This is a genomic window from Fodinibius salsisoli, assembly GCF_026229185.1.
In the GTDB taxonomy this organism is placed as follows: domain Bacteria; phylum Bacteroidota; class Rhodothermia; order Balneolales; family Balneolaceae; genus Fodinibius; species Fodinibius salsisoli.
Window position 1 is genome coordinate 105,357 of record NZ_JAGGJA010000009.1, and the last position, 16,615, is coordinate 121,971.

Sequence of the window (16,615 nt, forward strand, 5' to 3'; positions counted from 1 at the left end):
ATCGGGATTTACAAAAATGAATAGTAACCGAAATTATCATAACAGGATGTATATGAAAGGATTGGTACATAGTTTTCGGCTTTGGGCAAGCGGGGCAGTATTGCTGCTGCTTGTACTGGGTGGGGCTAATACGGCAGCTGCCCAGACCGAACAGGCTATTAGAGATAGCCTGAACCGTCAGACCCAGAAGCTGGATTCGCTAAGAGCACAAGGATACGATCTCATTTCGACGCAGCAATGGGACCAAACCATAGCACTGCCGTGGGATGAGGTACAGGAAAAATATTCAACAGCCTCAACGGCTTCAGTTAGTGGCGATAAGCTGGGACGGCTCCCGCAGACCAACTTGACTAATGCCCTAACAGGACAGCTGCCGGGTTTGATCGTGCAGCAGACCACCTCAGAGCCAGGGTTCAATACGGCCAGGCTGTGGGTGCGAGGTCTCTCTACTTTTGGAAATAGCAGCAGCAGGGTATTTGTGGATGGATACGAACGCAGCTTCCACCAGCTTGATCCTAATGAAATTGAATCAATTACCATCTTAAAAGATGCAGCCGCCAATGCCCAGTACGGCATCATGGGTGCGAACCGTACTATACTGGTGCGCACCAAACGCGGGGCCAGTGGGGGTACGAAAATTCGATTTTCCACGGAAGCGGGGATACAAGAACCGTTGAGTATGCCCGATTTTCTGGGTTCGCACGATTATGCGGTACTTTATAATGAGGCCCTGCGCAATGATGGCCTCCCGGAACGCTTTGACAGCCAGGCCATTGAAGCCTATCGAACCGGAAGCGATCCCTTGCTGTACCCCGATGTGGACTGGCAGAACAAGCTGCTCAAAAACAGAACCACACAAAGTCGCCATAACTTTAATATCAGCGGCGGCAATGATGTGGCCCGATATTTCGTTTCACTCGGTTTGACAGACCAGCAGGGGTTGTTTAAACATGCCGATCTGAACGATGGGTTCAGCACGGCCAGCGATTATTCGCGTTACAATTTCCGTAGTAATGTTGATATCGACTTAGATGAGGCCACCTCTGTAACCTTGGATTTGGCTGCCCGTCTTGAAGAACGAAATACACCTGGAGATTTTGGGGTGCGAGGTAACCAAAATGCTCAGTTCTTTAATCCAATTTTTAATAACATCTCGACCTATCCGCCGGGGTTATTTCCCATGAGACTGGAAGGAGAAGACGGGGAAACGCTGATCGGGGGTAATGCCCAATATACCCAAAACCCTTATGGATTGATCACCAATACCGGGTATGTAGATAATAAATCCAATTTTTTCTTGGGCACAGTAGAAGTGAACCGAGAGCTGGACGGATTGCTGGAAGGTCTTTCGGCCATGGTCGGCTATTCGTTTGACTATTTCCACCGGCAGTCTATTTATCAACGGGCTGGATTCGCCGTTTACCAGCCGAATGGTGATGGAACTGTCAGTTCTTTTGGCAGTGAGGATCCGCTGTCCGGGAGGGGACAGAATGAGAGCCAGGATAATCGCTCTGCTTTCAGGGCGGGCTTAAACTACCAGAAGGGTTTTGACAACGCCAGCAGCTTTGAAGCAGGCTTGCAATACTATCAGTCTAAGCTGGCGCCGGCATATATCCCAGATCCTTTTGCCCAGCAGCTGTTGTCTTTTAACAGCCGCTACGTTCATAACGGCAAATACATCGGGCAACTGGCCGTCTCTTATTCCGGTTCTGAGAATTTTGCCCCGGGCGAACGATTCGGGTTCTTCCCGGTCGCCTCGGCAGCATGGATCATGTCTAAGGAAGACTTTTTGAGTGAAAATGAGACCATTGACTTCCTGAAGCTCCGTGCTTCCTTCGGTTTATTGGGTAACGAAAATACGGGCGGCCGTCGCTATCCTTATACGGCTCTTTATGATAATGCCTCGGGTTCAACCTTCGGTGACCAACAGGGAGTTGGGGGAATAGCAGAAGGAGCTTTGCCTAATCCTGATGCTACCTGGGAAACTGCCAAACAGGCCAATATCGGCATTGATTTAACGGCCTTTAATGAACGTCTCAACGTATCGTTGGACGGCTTCTTTGAGCGGCGTGAAGATATCCTTTCATCCATCAGTTCTGTTCCAGACTTAATCGGGGCCACTTTACCGGCACAAAATGTGGGGATTGTAGAAAATAAAGGTGTGGAGTGGGATGTAACATGGAGCCAGACTCATGAGGATTTCAACTGGTTTGTGCGTGCATTGGGTTCTTTTGCTCGCAACGAAATTGTGTACCAGGATGAGCCCTTCCGTGAAAACCCCTGGGAGTATCGCCGGGGACATTCGGTCGGGCAACCGTTTGGCCTGGTGGCTGAAGGTTTCTTTCAGGATGAAGCAGAGATCGCCAACAGTCCGGTGCAAACCTTTGGAGATGTGCAGCCCGGAGATATTAAATACCGTGATCTGGATGACAACGGTATTATTAACGACCGTGATGTGCGCCCAATTGGTAATTCAGGTTTGCCAGAGTTGTACTATGGCGCGCAGTTGGGCTTCGAGTATAAAGGCTTTAGCCTGAGTGCGCTGTTACAGGGAACCGGCAGTCACGACTTTTTTATGCTGAACGGTGCCACCCGGGGGTTTGTCAACGCCCGCCCCACTGAATTTGTAATGAATCGATGGACACCGGAAACAGCGGGCTCTGCAGACTACCCGCGGCTTACCACTGGTTCCAGTCCAAACAACTACCGGGCGTCTACGTTCTGGCTGCGCGATGCGCAGTATCTACGCTTGCGTCATGCTGAAATTGGCTACCGCCTTCCCGTGGAGTTTACCTCTAAATTCGGGGTGGATAACCTTCGAATATACGTTAACGGTTACAATCTGTTGACGTTTACGGATCTGGATAGTGTTGATCCTGAAAACCAGAGAGCCGGTATCAGTCAGTATCCGTTGATGAGAGTATTTAATCTTGGAATTAATATAGGGTTATAAAAATGATGCGAATTAAGAAAAATATGTTAAGAATCGTTGCAGTACTGTTGGCTATAACCGCTACTTCCTGCGATGTGTCGAGTCCGCTGGACCGTAATATTGTGGGAGACTTGGATAAAGAACGAGTATTCACGGACATGAACTTGACCTACGAGTTCGTAAATAATATATATTCCGTTCGTACGGATGGATATACCCAGCCGGTAGGTGCCGCGATGCTGGCATCCGCTACGGATGATGCTTATTACTCTAACCAGTCTGGGGTTGTGCATTTTATGAATAATGACAGTTGGTCATCCACCTTTAATCCCGCGGATATTTGGGATGAAATGTACGAAGGCATCCGCAAGACCAATCTGTTTTTCGAGAATTCAGACCAGATGGTGCTGGAGGAAGGAGGATACCCCGTGCGTCACGGCGAAGAAACCGGTCAGGACGGAGGACTTATTACCGCCGAACAACTGAGGTCTCGTTTAACGGGAGAGGTTCACTTCCTGCGTGCTTTTTTCTACTTTCAGCTGTTGAAGCGATATGGCGGCGTGCCGTTATATACCCAGACCTTCGATCTTGGGGAGTCCATTGATGCAACCCGTGCTTCTGCCGAAGAGACGGTATCGTTCATCATTGATGATTTGGATCAGGCGATTAATACTTTGCCGATGAACTACGATCATTATACGGCCAACCGGGGACGGGCAACGACACCCATGGCTATGGCTCTTAAAGCACAGGTTCTGCTCTGGGCCGCCAGTCCATTGCATAATCCTTCGGGCGATACCCAGAAGTGGGTGGATGCCGCTGAGGCAGCTAAAGCTGTGATGGACCTGGGGGTCTATGAGCTGGATTCCGATTATAAAAGTGTCTTTGTACGAAATTTGGATAGTCCGGAAATTATATTTTCTCTTCGCAGTGGTCCAACTAACGTTATTGAACAGGCTCATACCCCGGTGGGATACGAAAGCGGGGGCGGAGGGATAAATCCCACGCAGGACCTGGTGGACGCCTATGAAATGGCCAACGGTGAATCCTTTGACTGGGATAATCCGACGCACGCTGCTGACCCTTATGCCAACCGCGATCCCCGCTTTTATACATCCATTCTGCATAACGGTGCACAGTGGAGAGACCGTGCTGTAGAAACCTATGTAGGCGGCCAGGATGGTGAAGGCGTACAGAACGCTACTTTGACCGGTTACTATATGGGTAAATTCCTGGACCCTGATCTGGATCTGCTGCGTAATCAGACCAGTGTCAAAAACTGGGTCATTTTGCGATATGCAGAGATATTACTCGGTTATGCCGAAGCACAGAACGAAGCAGTTGGTCCGGACCAGTCGGTCTACGATGCGGTGAATGCAGTGCGAAGCCGGGTGGGAATGCCCGACCTTCCGACCGGGCTTTCTCAGGAGCAAATGAGACAGCGTATCCGTCACGAACGCCGTATTGAATTTGCTTTTGAAGGTCAGCGATTCTTCGATGTGCGCCGCTGGGATATCGGTACTGATACATTTGACGGGCCTATTCGCGGGGTGCGTATTACCGAGGAGGGCGAAGGCAACTATAATTACAATATTATTGAACTGCAGAATCGTGTTTACACAGAAAAAATGAATCTGTTCCCTATTCCGCAGTCCGAAATTAATAATACGGATGGCGTATTAACGCAAAACCCGGGATGGTAGAATAAATTAGAGGTTAAAACTATGTTACAGATGAATAAACTTTTTCGCTATTTCAGCTTTGCATCCGTTGCCGTTCTACTCATGTTTACTGCATGTGATCCGGCGGGGAGCGGTACCGATATTGAAAATCCTGAACAATACAAGCAAGTGTACATGCCGCAGGCCAATAGTATGCCGGCTGAGGAAATACTAATTCTCAAAGATGAGGTTCAAAACATTACCTATGGAGCCGGCTACGGCGGTCCGTCGGCACCAGCCAGTGATATCAAGGTAAGCTTTGAATTCACTCCGGCACTGGCCGACTCCTTTAACGAAGCGCAGGGAACCGATTACCCGTTAATTCCGGAGCAGGCTTTTGAAATGGAGGCAAGCTCCGCTGTTATTCCTGCAGGAGAGCGTGCTTCTGCCCCTCTTAAATTGCGGGTAAATCCTTACGGAAGCTTAGAGTTGGATCAACCTTATCTGCTTCCTTTAAGCATGAGCAGTATAGAGGGAGGGTATATTGTGAATCCGGACCTGGAAACAACCTATTTCTTACTCACTGCTTCGCTGGATTTCCTGGATCGTTCCGGCTGGTCGGTTGTGGAGGTTTCTTCAGAAGAGGTGAATTCTCAAGGTGCTTCGACTTTGGATGGAGACGTCAATACTTTTTGGCATACGGCATGGTCGCAGTCACAACCTGATTACCCACATCATATCATAGTGGATATGAAGAACATGCAAACAATTGGTGGTTTCCAAATTACTAATCGTCAAAATGATAGCCGGGGTATGACGCGCATCCGGTTGGAGGGGAGTACCGATGGTGAAACGTGGACCAGTTTTGGAGAGTTCGATTTCGAACAGATCAATGATCCACAACGGTATTTTATAGAGTCGAATCCGAAAATCCGATATTTCAAGCTGGTAGCTCTGGAAGGCCCCAATTTCTTTACCTTTGTGTCTGAAATTGAAGCTTTTTAGGAGTAATAGAGAATCTTTATAAAACTACTATCCGTAATCCCGGTTCGCCTTCAAGCGGATTGGGATTCTCTATAGTAGTATATTTCCTTTCCCAATCGAGAAGGGGATTTTATTTTTTGTACTTTGAATCGACTGTAAGTGTTGGCTTAGGTGATTGTTAAATAAGTTTTTATATGGATAGAACTGGACTTGTAGCCTTAATTACTTATAAAAGAATATTCGTCCGATGCCTGTATCTGATGATATGCGTGGTAATATTATCGACCTGTACACCGCCTTCCCAACCAGAATTGCAGTGGCAGCAGGAAGAAGGCTATCGCTGGGCCGAGCTACAGCCTGAAAAAGATGGGACAGTAGGCTTTGAATATATTAGTTCTGCAACCACGAATATTGAATTTGCCAATGAAGTAAGCACCGACAGTATTCGTAAAAATCGTCACTATTTGAACGGTTCCGGCGTGGCAGCGGGTGATATCGATGGCGATGGGTTGGTAGATCTCTATTTTGCCAGTCTTGAAGGTCCCAATAAACTCTATAAGAATATAGGCGGATTTGAATTTAAGGATATCACCGAGCAGGCCGGGGTTGCTCATGAAGGGTATAATTCTACCGGTGTTGTGCTTACTGATGTGACCGGAGACGGATTTCCGGATCTATTGGTAACTTCTCTGACAAAGACTAATGAGCTCTATATTAATGACGGCAAGGGACATTTTTCTCTTAAAAAGGATAGTGGATTAGGGAAAAGTAAAGGATCCAAAACGATGACGCTGGCAGATATCAACAGTGATGGACTATTGGATTTATATATTACAAACTACAAGCTGCGCACCGTTCGTGACCTCTACAGTACCGAAGAGCTTGACTATGATAACACGGTAACAATCAAAGATGGCGAGCTCATCGTTAATCCACCATTTGATGAATATTACACCGTCATTGAAACGGAAGGTGGGCCATATATGAATGAAGTTGGGACCTCTGATGAACTCTATATTAATCAGGGAGAGGGGAGCTTCAAAAAAACAAATTCGAAGGACTATTTTTTGAACCAGGATGGGGGACCAACAGAGCTTCCCAGAGATTGGGGCTTGACAGCCAAGTTTCAGGATGTGACAGGTAATGGAGAGCCAGATTTATATGTAGCAAATGACTTCTGGACACCCGATCGGTTCTGGATTAATCAGGGGGATGGAACCTTTCAAGCACTTAACCCAGAGGCGAATCCCAACATTAGCTTTGCTTCTATGGGGGTGGACTTTTCGGATATCAATAAGGATGGGCATCTTGATTATATAACCACAGAAATGTTGAGCCAGAGCCACCGGATGAGAATGCGTCAGTTTGCGGAACATCTTGAAAAGCGTAAAGGACATATACTATATAATAGAAACTCGCTCTATCTGAACCGTAGGGACACCACCTTTGCACAGATTGCCCACTACAGCGGATTGGAAGCGAGTGAGTGGTCATGGGCTACCTATTTTATGGATGTTGATCTGGATGGCTATGAGGATGTCGTTATTGCTACCGGCTTCGCTTACGATTACCAGGATATGGACACGCAGATAAAACATAGTGGCGAAGGGCAATCGTTAGGTCGGGGCAAGGGAGATGTGTTAGATTATCCGCCGCTAAAATTGAAAAATAAGGCCTTTAGAAATAATGGAGACCTTATGTTTTCTGATGTAAGTACAGAATGGGGCTTTAAAACGGAAGATGTTTCTATGGGAATGGCGCTCGCAGACCTTAATAATGACGGGGACTTGGATTTAATAATGAATCGGTTTAATGATACACCTGCTGTGTATGAAAACCAAGCGGGTGCGCCCCGGATTGCAGTTCGTTTGAAAGGACAGTCTCCCAATACTGCAGGAATAGGAGCAAAAGTGCAACTTAAAGGTGGTCCCGTGCCCCAAAAAAAAGAGATAACGGCCGGTGGAAATTATTTATCTGACTCTCAAAAGCAAGTAGTATTTGCTGCTCAAGAAGACGACTCTACTCAGATTTTGGTTGTGACTTGGCGAGACGGTGAGAAAAGTGTTATTAGAAATGTAAAGGGCAATAGAATTTATGAGGTTTATGAATCAGGAGCCGTAGAGCCTTCAGGAAGTAGCGAGATTGATACTGTAACGCATGCTCCCATTTTTGCGGATGAGTCTGATTTAATTAGCCATACTCATCATGAAAATGAATATGATGAGTTTCGATTCCATCCATTATTACCCAAAAAACTAAGCCGGCAGGGCCCGGGAGTAGCATGGGTTGATGTTAACGAGGATGGATTGGATGACCTGATCATAGGATCTGGTAAAGGAAGCGCAACGGATGTTTTTCAAAATACAGGCAATGGTTTCAAAGAGATACAGGTAGATCAATTAACAGATGAGGCGCCGGGCGATCAAACGTCTATCATTAGCTGGTCTACCGATAAAGAAACAAATATTGTAGTTGGTAGTGCTAATTATGAGCAAGGAGATCCAAACGTTCCTTCGGCTTATATTTATGGCTTCTCTTCTGGTGGTAATGTAAGTAGTCAAGCTAAAATACCCGGGGTGTTGTCAACGACCGGGCCTATAGCAGCTGCGGATTATAATGGGGATGACTGGATAGATTTATTTATTGGTGGTCGCTTTAAGCCGTTACAGTACCCCAAAAATGCAACAAGCAGATTGGTAATTAATAATGGCGGAGAGTTTCAGTATGATGCCCGCAATACGCAGCTTTTTTCGGATATAGGGCTGGTAACAGGAGCTGTTTTTACGGATTTTGATTCAGACGGCGACCCAGATCTTTTATTAAGTATGGAATGGTATCCATTGAAATTATTTGAAAATGATGATGGAGTTTTCAACGAAATAACAAAAGAAGTCGGTTTGGATCAATGGTCAGGTTGGTGGAATGGCATTGCCACCGGAGATTTTAATAACGATGGGCGGCCGGATATTGTAGCTACCAACCTGGGCTTAAACAGTCCGTACCAGATTGATGAAGAGCATCCGCCGCGGATGTACTACCAAGATTTTAATGGAGACGGCAAGCTGGATATTGTGGAAGCCTATTATGATAGGGCAAGCAACGAATATGTGCCCAGAAATAAACTATATGATTTTGACTCGATGCCATCTATCCTGCGGAACGTGCCATCACACCGAGCCTATGCTAAAGCTTCTGTAGGCGAAATTTTTGGCCGTAATTTTGCTAACATTCCCTACAAGGAAATCAAGACATTAAGACAAACGGTATTCTTAAATACAAGCGATGGTTTTAAGGCCCACCCGCTTCCGGCTGAAGCCCAGTTTACATCAGCTTCGTATGTCGGGGTAGCTGACTTCAATAACGATGGAAATGAGGATCTTTTCTTAGGTCAGAATAATTTTTCATTTCGAAAATCAACACCGCGACTGGATGCAGGCAGAGGATTATTATTGCGGGGGGATGGACAGGGGCAATTTTTGCCTGTATTGGGCACGAAAAGCGGAATTAAAATATATGGAGAACAGCGTGGCGCAGGATTTAGTGATTTCAATGAAGATCGCAAGGTTGACTTGGTTATATCCCAAAATAGTGGACAGACCAAAGTATACGTGAATCAAACCAAAAAGCCAGGCATCAGTATCCGGTTAGTTGGTCCGGAAAGTAACCGCGATGCTATAGGATCGAGTATCCGTATTGTTTATCAGGATGGGAGTAAGGGTCCTCGTAGAGAGATACAGGCTGGCTCGGGGTATTGGTCGCAAAACAGCAAAGTTCAGGTGATGGGTACAAGCAGAGAGCCGGATAAAATTCAAATTACCTGGTTTGATGGCACAACAACATTGGTCAATGTATCAGAAGATCAAGAGAACGTTATATACTATTCTAAATAAGAGGGATATAATAGGTAAATCAATATCCATACAACCGGGAAAGCTTCTATAATTGTGTTCTATCTTCTTCCTGATAGAGATTAAATTTAAAAGAATATTGATTGCCCGTAATATAATCTGAAGGCTCAGATAGGTATCACCCCGAGAGGTTAAGTACACATGCTTGAAGCTCAAGTATAGATGTAGATAAAAGGTATAAGCATGAACGTTTATACGAGCAAAGACGCCTGTCTATACATAGACTGATCGCTTCCGCAAGATAAAAATAATACGGGATGTTACCGTGATTTTTAAATTTCTTTTAAAAATTGCTCCTGTTTGTCACAGAGGTACAATTCTGAAGTGTAATAGCTTATAGAAGATATTTAGAAATAAAGAAGGGGGGCAAGGAGCGGCTGGATTATCGGTTGCCTTTTATACCCTGGATATATTTACATGTTAAATTATTCATTTTAGTATTAATATTATGATTATTATAAAAAAATGGGGATTCAAGTCAATTTTAATTTTATCAATAGGAGTTGTCTTTGCTTTAATATTAAATGGCTGTAATGATCCTGCATCAAATCTAAGTTCCGGTAAAAATATTTCGAATGCCAATTCTTCAGAAAAACAAAAGGGCGGCTTTGATTCTGTCTCTGAATATAGTTTGAACGTCGTCTATTTCTCCTCGGCTGATCAGGGCCCACACCAGGATTACCGTAAACGCATCAGTGAAATCATGTTATACCTCCAGGATTACTATGCCGACTGGATGCAACAGTGGGGATACGGAGATAAAACCTTTGGTTTGGAAGTAAATCAAGCGAGCCAGATGGTTGACATTATCCATATTGAAGGACAGTATCCGGTGGATGATTATCCCTACAGCGGAGGAGCTGGCAAGGTGATGGATGAGGTAAATGCTTATTTTGATGAGCATCCGGAGGAAAAAACGAGTGATCATATTCTGGTCATCATGCCAGATGAAGTGGGGAATCCGGGTGTTCCGTTCTATGGAATCGGACGTTGGTGTTTCGCCCTCGATAGCGGCCCGGAGATGACTATAGATAACCTCGGGGTTGGTGGAGAAGCAGGTGATCAGGCATCCTGGATCGGTGGTTTAGCCCATGAATTAGGCCATGGACTGAATTTACCCCATAATTCCCACAAGATGAGTGAGGAACAACAGTATGGTACCGCCCTCATGGATAACGGAAATCATGTGTTTGATCAGCCCACCTTTTTAACCCCGGTGGATGCCGCTATCCTTAATACCAATCAAGTATTTAGCCCAAACAGCGGATCATTTTATGGGGAGGTGGACGCGTCTCTTGAAGAAATTTCTGGCTCCTATCAAAATGGGAGTATTGTAGTAGATGGAAAATTTCAGACGGATACGCCTGTCACGGATGTTATTGTCTATCTGGATCCCGAGGGACGTTCAACCTACAACCAAATTGGCTGGACGGTAAAACCGAACAGTGATAATACATTTAGTGTGAGCATGTCAACAAGCGAGCTGTTTGAGACCACCGATAAGGACTATCAGCTAAAGGTACGACTGGTTTTTGAAAATGGAAGTACTAAACAATTTAGTATACAGAATTATACTTATAACAACGGTATTCCCGATTTGGATTTTGATTATGGGCCCCGGCCAATAAATTCACGAGACAGCTGGGAGGTCGTTGACTTTAGCTCTGAAGAGGTGGCCACGGGTTCTGTAGCAAGCCTGATCCTGGATGGCGATTATGATACCATCTGGCATTCACGCTGGGCTGATGTGAATCCTGATCCAGGTCACCCGCATTATTTAACCGTTGATATGGGAGAGTCGCTGAATGTAGAGGGCTTCCAATTCGTACAGCGGCAAGACGGTCGGCGCAACATTAAAGATGTTAGTATTGAGGTAAGTTCCGACGGACAAACCTGGCAAGAGCTTGGATCCTACGAGTTAGCGCACACATCTCTTCCACAAAGTCTCATTCTTGAACAGCAGCAGACGTTCCGATACTTCAAGCTAACCACACATTCTGCCTGGGATGAGGCAAAGTTTGCAGCCTTAGCTGAAGTAGGCACTTTTTAAAAGGGGACGAATAATGTAATACGAATGGGTGATGGGGCCCAGCTCCTCACCCATACATTAAGGGATATAGCATACACAAAAAATATATGCAACAATAAACGGGATTGGACAAAATAAAAAGGAGGTAAAGGTAAACCAATAAGTTGCAGGATCTATGTTCAAAAAAGAATAGGGATTATTCAATATTATCTTAATAGCAGATCAAGTTATCATGTTACAGACCATAACAAATCAATACAGAATTCACCTTGGCTTAATTATAGTTTTAATAGTTGCCAGTTTTACAAGTTCATGTGATAAGCCTAATCTATCTTCATCGCCTCAACAAATCGGGGAGCAGGGGCCGATTACTGCATTGGGTAGTGTAAATGCAACTTCTGTAACCAACGCCTATAACTTAAACGTAGTATACTTTTCGCCCACCGATCATCCTCCGCATGCCAACTATGAGGAACGTATCAGCGAAATTATGCTCTACCTGCAGGACTATTATGGGCAGTGGATGCAGCAATGGGGATATGGCAATAAAACATTTGGTTTGAACATGAAGCCCGATACGTCCATGGTGGATATCATCCATATAGAGGCGGATCATTCGGTAGATCATTATCCCTACAATGGCGGTGCCGACGAAGTGATGGATGAAGTTAATGCCTATTTTAACGCAAATCCATCTAAGAAAACCAGCGATCATATTTTAGTCCTTATGTCGGATGAAGTCGGTAATCCGGGTGTTCCTTTCTATGGAATAGGCCGGTGGTGCTTTGCTTTGGATGCCGGACCGCTCATGGATGTTGACAATCTTGGCGCCGGAGGTGATGCCGGGGAACAGGCCGGTTGGATCGGAGGCTTGGCCCATGAATTGGGACACGGGTTGAATCTGCCCCATAATTCGCACAAGCAGAGCGAAGAACAGCAGCATGGTACTGCACTCATGGACAACGGCAATCACGTTTTTGATCAGCCTACCTTTTTGACGCCAGTGGATGCAGCCATCCTCAATACCAATCAAGTGTTTAGTTCAACTACAGGGTCGTTCTACGGACAGGTCAATGCTTCCCTGCAGGAGGTATCGGGTAGTTATCAAAACGGATATGTTGCAATGGAGGGTAAATTCCAGACGGATACCCCGGTGACTGATGTGATTGTTTATCAAGATCCAGAAGGTAATTCAACATACAATCAGATTGGGTGGACTGTCGAGCCCAACCTTGACAACACCTTTAGCGTAAGTATGCCTGCCAGTGAGCTGTACGAAACGACGGATAAAAATTATCAATTGAAGGTACGATTGGTTTTTCAAAATGGGATAACGAAGGTCTTTAGTGTCCAGAACTATACTTATACCAATGGCGTGCCGGATCTGGCATTCGACTATGGTCCGCGGCCTATTTACGACCGTGCCAACTGGCAGGTTATTGACTTTAGTTCTCAGGAAGGGTCGTCAGCTTCTTCCATTCTGGATGATGATCCCGGTACAACTTGGCATTCTCGTTGGTCAGATATTGATCCCGACCCTACTCATCCACACTATTTAACCGTGGATATGGGCGAAGAGCTACCTGTTGATGGTCTACAGTTTGTCCAGCGCCAAGACGGACGACGCAATATCAAAGATCTGAAGATAGAGATTAGCTCAGATGGTCAAAGTTGGCAAACGCTTGGAACTTATGAGCTGGCCCATACCTCTTTGTCACAAAGCCTGACGTTTAGTAGTGCTCAGCAATTCCGGTATTTCAGGATGACGACCCAGTCAGCATGGGATACCGAACAATATGCGGCACTGGCCGAAGTAGGTGCTTTTGGTAAAGGATTTTGGGAGGTCACAAGCTTTTCTTCCGAAGAACCTGCCGGTGAAGGAGCAAATAACGGTCGTGCTACAGATGCCATTGATTCAGACTCTACTACATTTTGGCATTCGCAATGGTACAACATATCGCCTGTGCCCGATTACCCTCATTCTCTTACGATAGATATGAAGGGGGTGACCGAGGTGTCAGGTTTCACATTTATCCAACGCCAAAATGGGCAGCGACATATCAAAGATTTGGAAATTAAGGTGAGTGTTAATGGTACCAATTGGACAAGCCTGGGCACTTTTCAATTGGCTAATACGGTATCGGAACAGACTGTTTCGCTTGGCGCTGTTGAAACTTTTCAATACTTCAAATTAATTGCCCAATCTGCTTGGGATGGAGAACAATTTGCAGCCTTGGCCGAAGTGGGCGTGTATTAGTTCTAATTCATAGCCCATACTTAAATTATTAATATTTAGTTCGTCGAAAAGTGGTCCAGCTAAATGAGGCTGTTTTTCGACTTTTTATTTGGGAATGGTAGCTATTTGCAAGTATATAAGAAATTAGATATCAATTATTCCTGTACCAGTTTGTTTAGCCAATTTAATGACATCCACAATTTTAGATCTATTCTAATATTATGCAGAGAAAAAATGCAATTAAAGCAATGGCATTTAGTGCCTTAAGTCCCCAACTATTAATAAAGAAAGGCGAAAATGAAAGCTTTTTATCGCAGGTCAAGTCGTTTTTTAATTCCAAAGATAAAGCCTTTAAAAGCAACTGGCACCGAATGCAGGATATGGAGTGGGTAGGGCCCGAGTATTGGGGGAATCGCTTGCAGGATTGGCAAATAAGGAGTGGAAAGGCTCAATGTTCAGTTAGCAGTAATAATAGGACATTACACTGCCTGACGCATCAGCTCTCAGACCGGTTGGAACCGTTTAAGACCACTGTTGATATTCACCTTCAAAACCAAACAAATACTGCAGAAGATTACCTGGGGTTTCGGCTGGGAGCCAAAGGAAAGTTCGAGGACTACCGATCCGCTGCCGTTTTTGGAAAAGGACTGGATGTAGGCATTACAACCGAAGGCAAGCTATTTATTGGAGATCAGAAAAGTACAGGTCAGGTGGCGCTTAATGAGCAGATAGCACTCCAGATTACCGCCATGCCGGTAGAAAATCGGTATAAACTTGTCCTTTCTTTGTTCAAAAGTGATGATGAACATCCCATTGCCCGTTTAGAATCTGAGGATGTGGACCCAGAGCATCTGGTTGGAAATATAGCCTTGCTCTCTCACTTTGGTTCAAAACAAGAGAACGCCAGTACGCCATCGGCCCATTTTTCTGACTGGACCATTCAGGGAGAGAAAGTTGATCACTATCCCGATCGAGCCTTTGGTCCCATCTGTTTTGCACAATATACCCTGCACAAGAAGACGCTGAAGCTTACGGCGCAATGTGCTCCGGTTGAGGCAATTGAGGGGCACCAGGTCCACTTCCAAATTAAGCAGGGATATGGGTGGATCACCGTTAAAGCCACTACCGTCGATTCCTATGCGCGAACCGCACGCTTTCGTATAGAAGGCTGGAACTACAGCAAGGATATCCCTTATCGCATCAAACTGGACCTGCCGATGGGGGGAGAAGACGAATTGTTTTATTATGAGGGAACAATAGCAGCTAACCCGATATCTTCAGACGAGCTTAAAACGGCTGTATTTAGTTGCAACAGTCATTATGGATTTCCCAATAATGAAGTGGTTCAACATGTGGCTAAGCACCAACCGGATATGGCAGTCTTCCTGGGCGATCAGATTTATGAAAGTCACGGTGGATTTGGCGTGCAGCGCTCACCGGTAGATAAAGCCTGCCTCGATTACCTGCGCAAATGGTATATGTTTGGATGGTCGTACCGGGATATTTTTCGTGATATTCCCTGTGCTATTATCCCGGATGATCATGATGTGTACCACGGTAATGTGTGGGGAGCAGGAGGTAAAGATGCCCCTACCGGGGAGGGATGGGGATATGCAGCACAGGATCAGGGCGGATATAAAATGCCCCCCGAATGGGTTAATGTTATTCAGCGTACGCAAACCTCAAACCTTCCTGATCCCTATGATCCAACACCGGTTAAGCAGGACATCGGGGTCTACTATACCGATTGGAGTTACGGAGGGGTGAGTTTTGCCGTTTTGGAGGATCGGAAGTTTAAATCCGCACCCCAAAATGTGCTGCCCAAGGAGGCAAAGGTAAAAAATGGCTTCATCCAGAATCCGGATTTTGATATAACTCAACATTACGATGTGGATGCCGAGTTGTTGGGAGAACGTCAGCTTCAGTTTTTGGAGGAATGGTCAGCCGACTGGAGTGGACAAACCCAAATGAAGGCGGTATTGTCGCAGACTAACTTTTGTACGGTTGCAACGCTTCCGGAAGGATCGCTTATTGATGAGATAGTGCCCAGCCTGCCAACCCCGGAAAAAGGAGAGTATGTTGAAGGAGATGCGCCAACCACCGATATGGATTCAAATGGGTGGCCTCAAAAAGGCCGGGATGAAGCCCTTCGTAAAATCAGGAAGAGCTTTGCTTTTCATATTGCCGGGGATCAACATCTGGCAAGTACTGTACAATATGGTATTGATGAGTTTGGTGACTCTGGCTTTGCCTTTGCGGGACCTGCGTTGAATAATATTTGGCCCCGACGCTGGTGGCCTCAGGTTGGCGAAGATCACCAGCCATTGCCGGGCCGCCCTAAGAATACGGGTAATTTTACCGATGGATTTGGAAACCAGATGTCCATTTATGCGGTAGCAAATCCCGTGCAGACGAATCGGGAGCCATCTATCATTTATGATCGGGCCACCGGTTATGGCATAGTGACCTTCAATAAAACCGAACGTTCCATTCGTATAGAATGCTGGCCAAGGTATGTGGATCCGGAAGCCAACCCCGAGGGACAGTATGATGGCTGGCCGATTGTGATTCGGCAGGAAGATAACTACGGTCGCCGAGCAGTCACTTATTTACCGGAAATTCAAGTAGAGGGCATGGAAAAGCCCGTAGTGCAGATTTATAACCAGGATCGCGATGAGTTGGTCTATACGCTTCGTCTAAAAGGTCAGCCGTTTCGGCCTAAAGTTTTTGAGCGCTCAAATTATAAAATACGGATAGGGGATCCGGACCGGAACCTTTGGCAAGAGTATGAGGGTATTACTTCTGCTGATAAAGGTCCGGTAGTGGTTTCTTTTTAAGACGACATTAAAGGAGAAGATATCCTTA

At 45.6% G+C, this 16,615-nt stretch carries 7 protein-coding genes; all 7 read left to right on the top strand.

Annotated features, from left to right (window positions below; all coding sequences use genetic code 11):
• Positions 1–16: 16 nt before the first annotated feature.
• The 7 genes from J6I44_RS13965 (at position 17) to J6I44_RS13995 (ending at position 16,587) form a co-directional block, all read left to right on the top strand.
• Positions 17–2,953: a SusC/RagA family TonB-linked outer membrane protein gene (locus tag J6I44_RS13965; RefSeq protein ID WP_265766764.1), complete on the top strand. Its 2,937-nt coding sequence runs from the start codon at positions 17–19 to the stop codon at positions 2,951–2,953.
• Between the two features lie 23 nt (positions 2,954–2,976).
• Positions 2,977–4,635: a RagB/SusD family nutrient uptake outer membrane protein gene (locus J6I44_RS13970; RefSeq protein WP_265766765.1), complete on the top strand. Its 1,659-nt coding sequence runs from the start codon at positions 2,977–2,979 to the stop codon at positions 4,633–4,635.
• 30 nt (positions 4,636–4,665) lie between these two features.
• The gene (locus J6I44_RS13975; RefSeq protein WP_265766766.1) at positions 4,666–5,598 is read left to right on the top strand and encodes a BT_3987 domain-containing protein; all 933 of its coding nucleotides are present in this window, start codon (positions 4,666–4,668) and stop codon (positions 5,596–5,598) included.
• A 173-nt stretch (positions 5,599–5,771) separates the two neighbouring features.
• Positions 5,772–9,467 (top strand): CRTAC1 family protein, encoded by a 3,696-nt coding sequence (locus J6I44_RS13980; RefSeq protein ID WP_265766767.1) that lies wholly within the window; start codon positions 5,772–5,774, stop codon positions 9,465–9,467.
• A 466-nt stretch (positions 9,468–9,933) separates the two neighbouring features.
• Positions 9,934–11,535, top strand: a complete 1,602-nt coding sequence (locus J6I44_RS13985) for a discoidin domain-containing protein (protein ID WP_265766768.1) — start codon at positions 9,934–9,936, stop codon at positions 11,533–11,535.
• A gap of 355 nt (positions 11,536–11,890) precedes the next feature.
• Positions 11,891–13,771 (top strand): discoidin domain-containing protein, encoded by a 1,881-nt coding sequence (locus tag J6I44_RS13990; protein WP_265766769.1) that lies wholly within the window; start codon positions 11,891–11,893, stop codon positions 13,769–13,771.
• Positions 13,772–13,971: 200 nt separating this feature from the next.
• Positions 13,972–16,587, top strand: a complete 2,616-nt coding sequence (locus J6I44_RS13995; protein WP_265766770.1) for an alkaline phosphatase D family protein — start codon at positions 13,972–13,974, stop codon at positions 16,585–16,587.
• Positions 16,588–16,615: the final 28 nt, after the last annotated feature.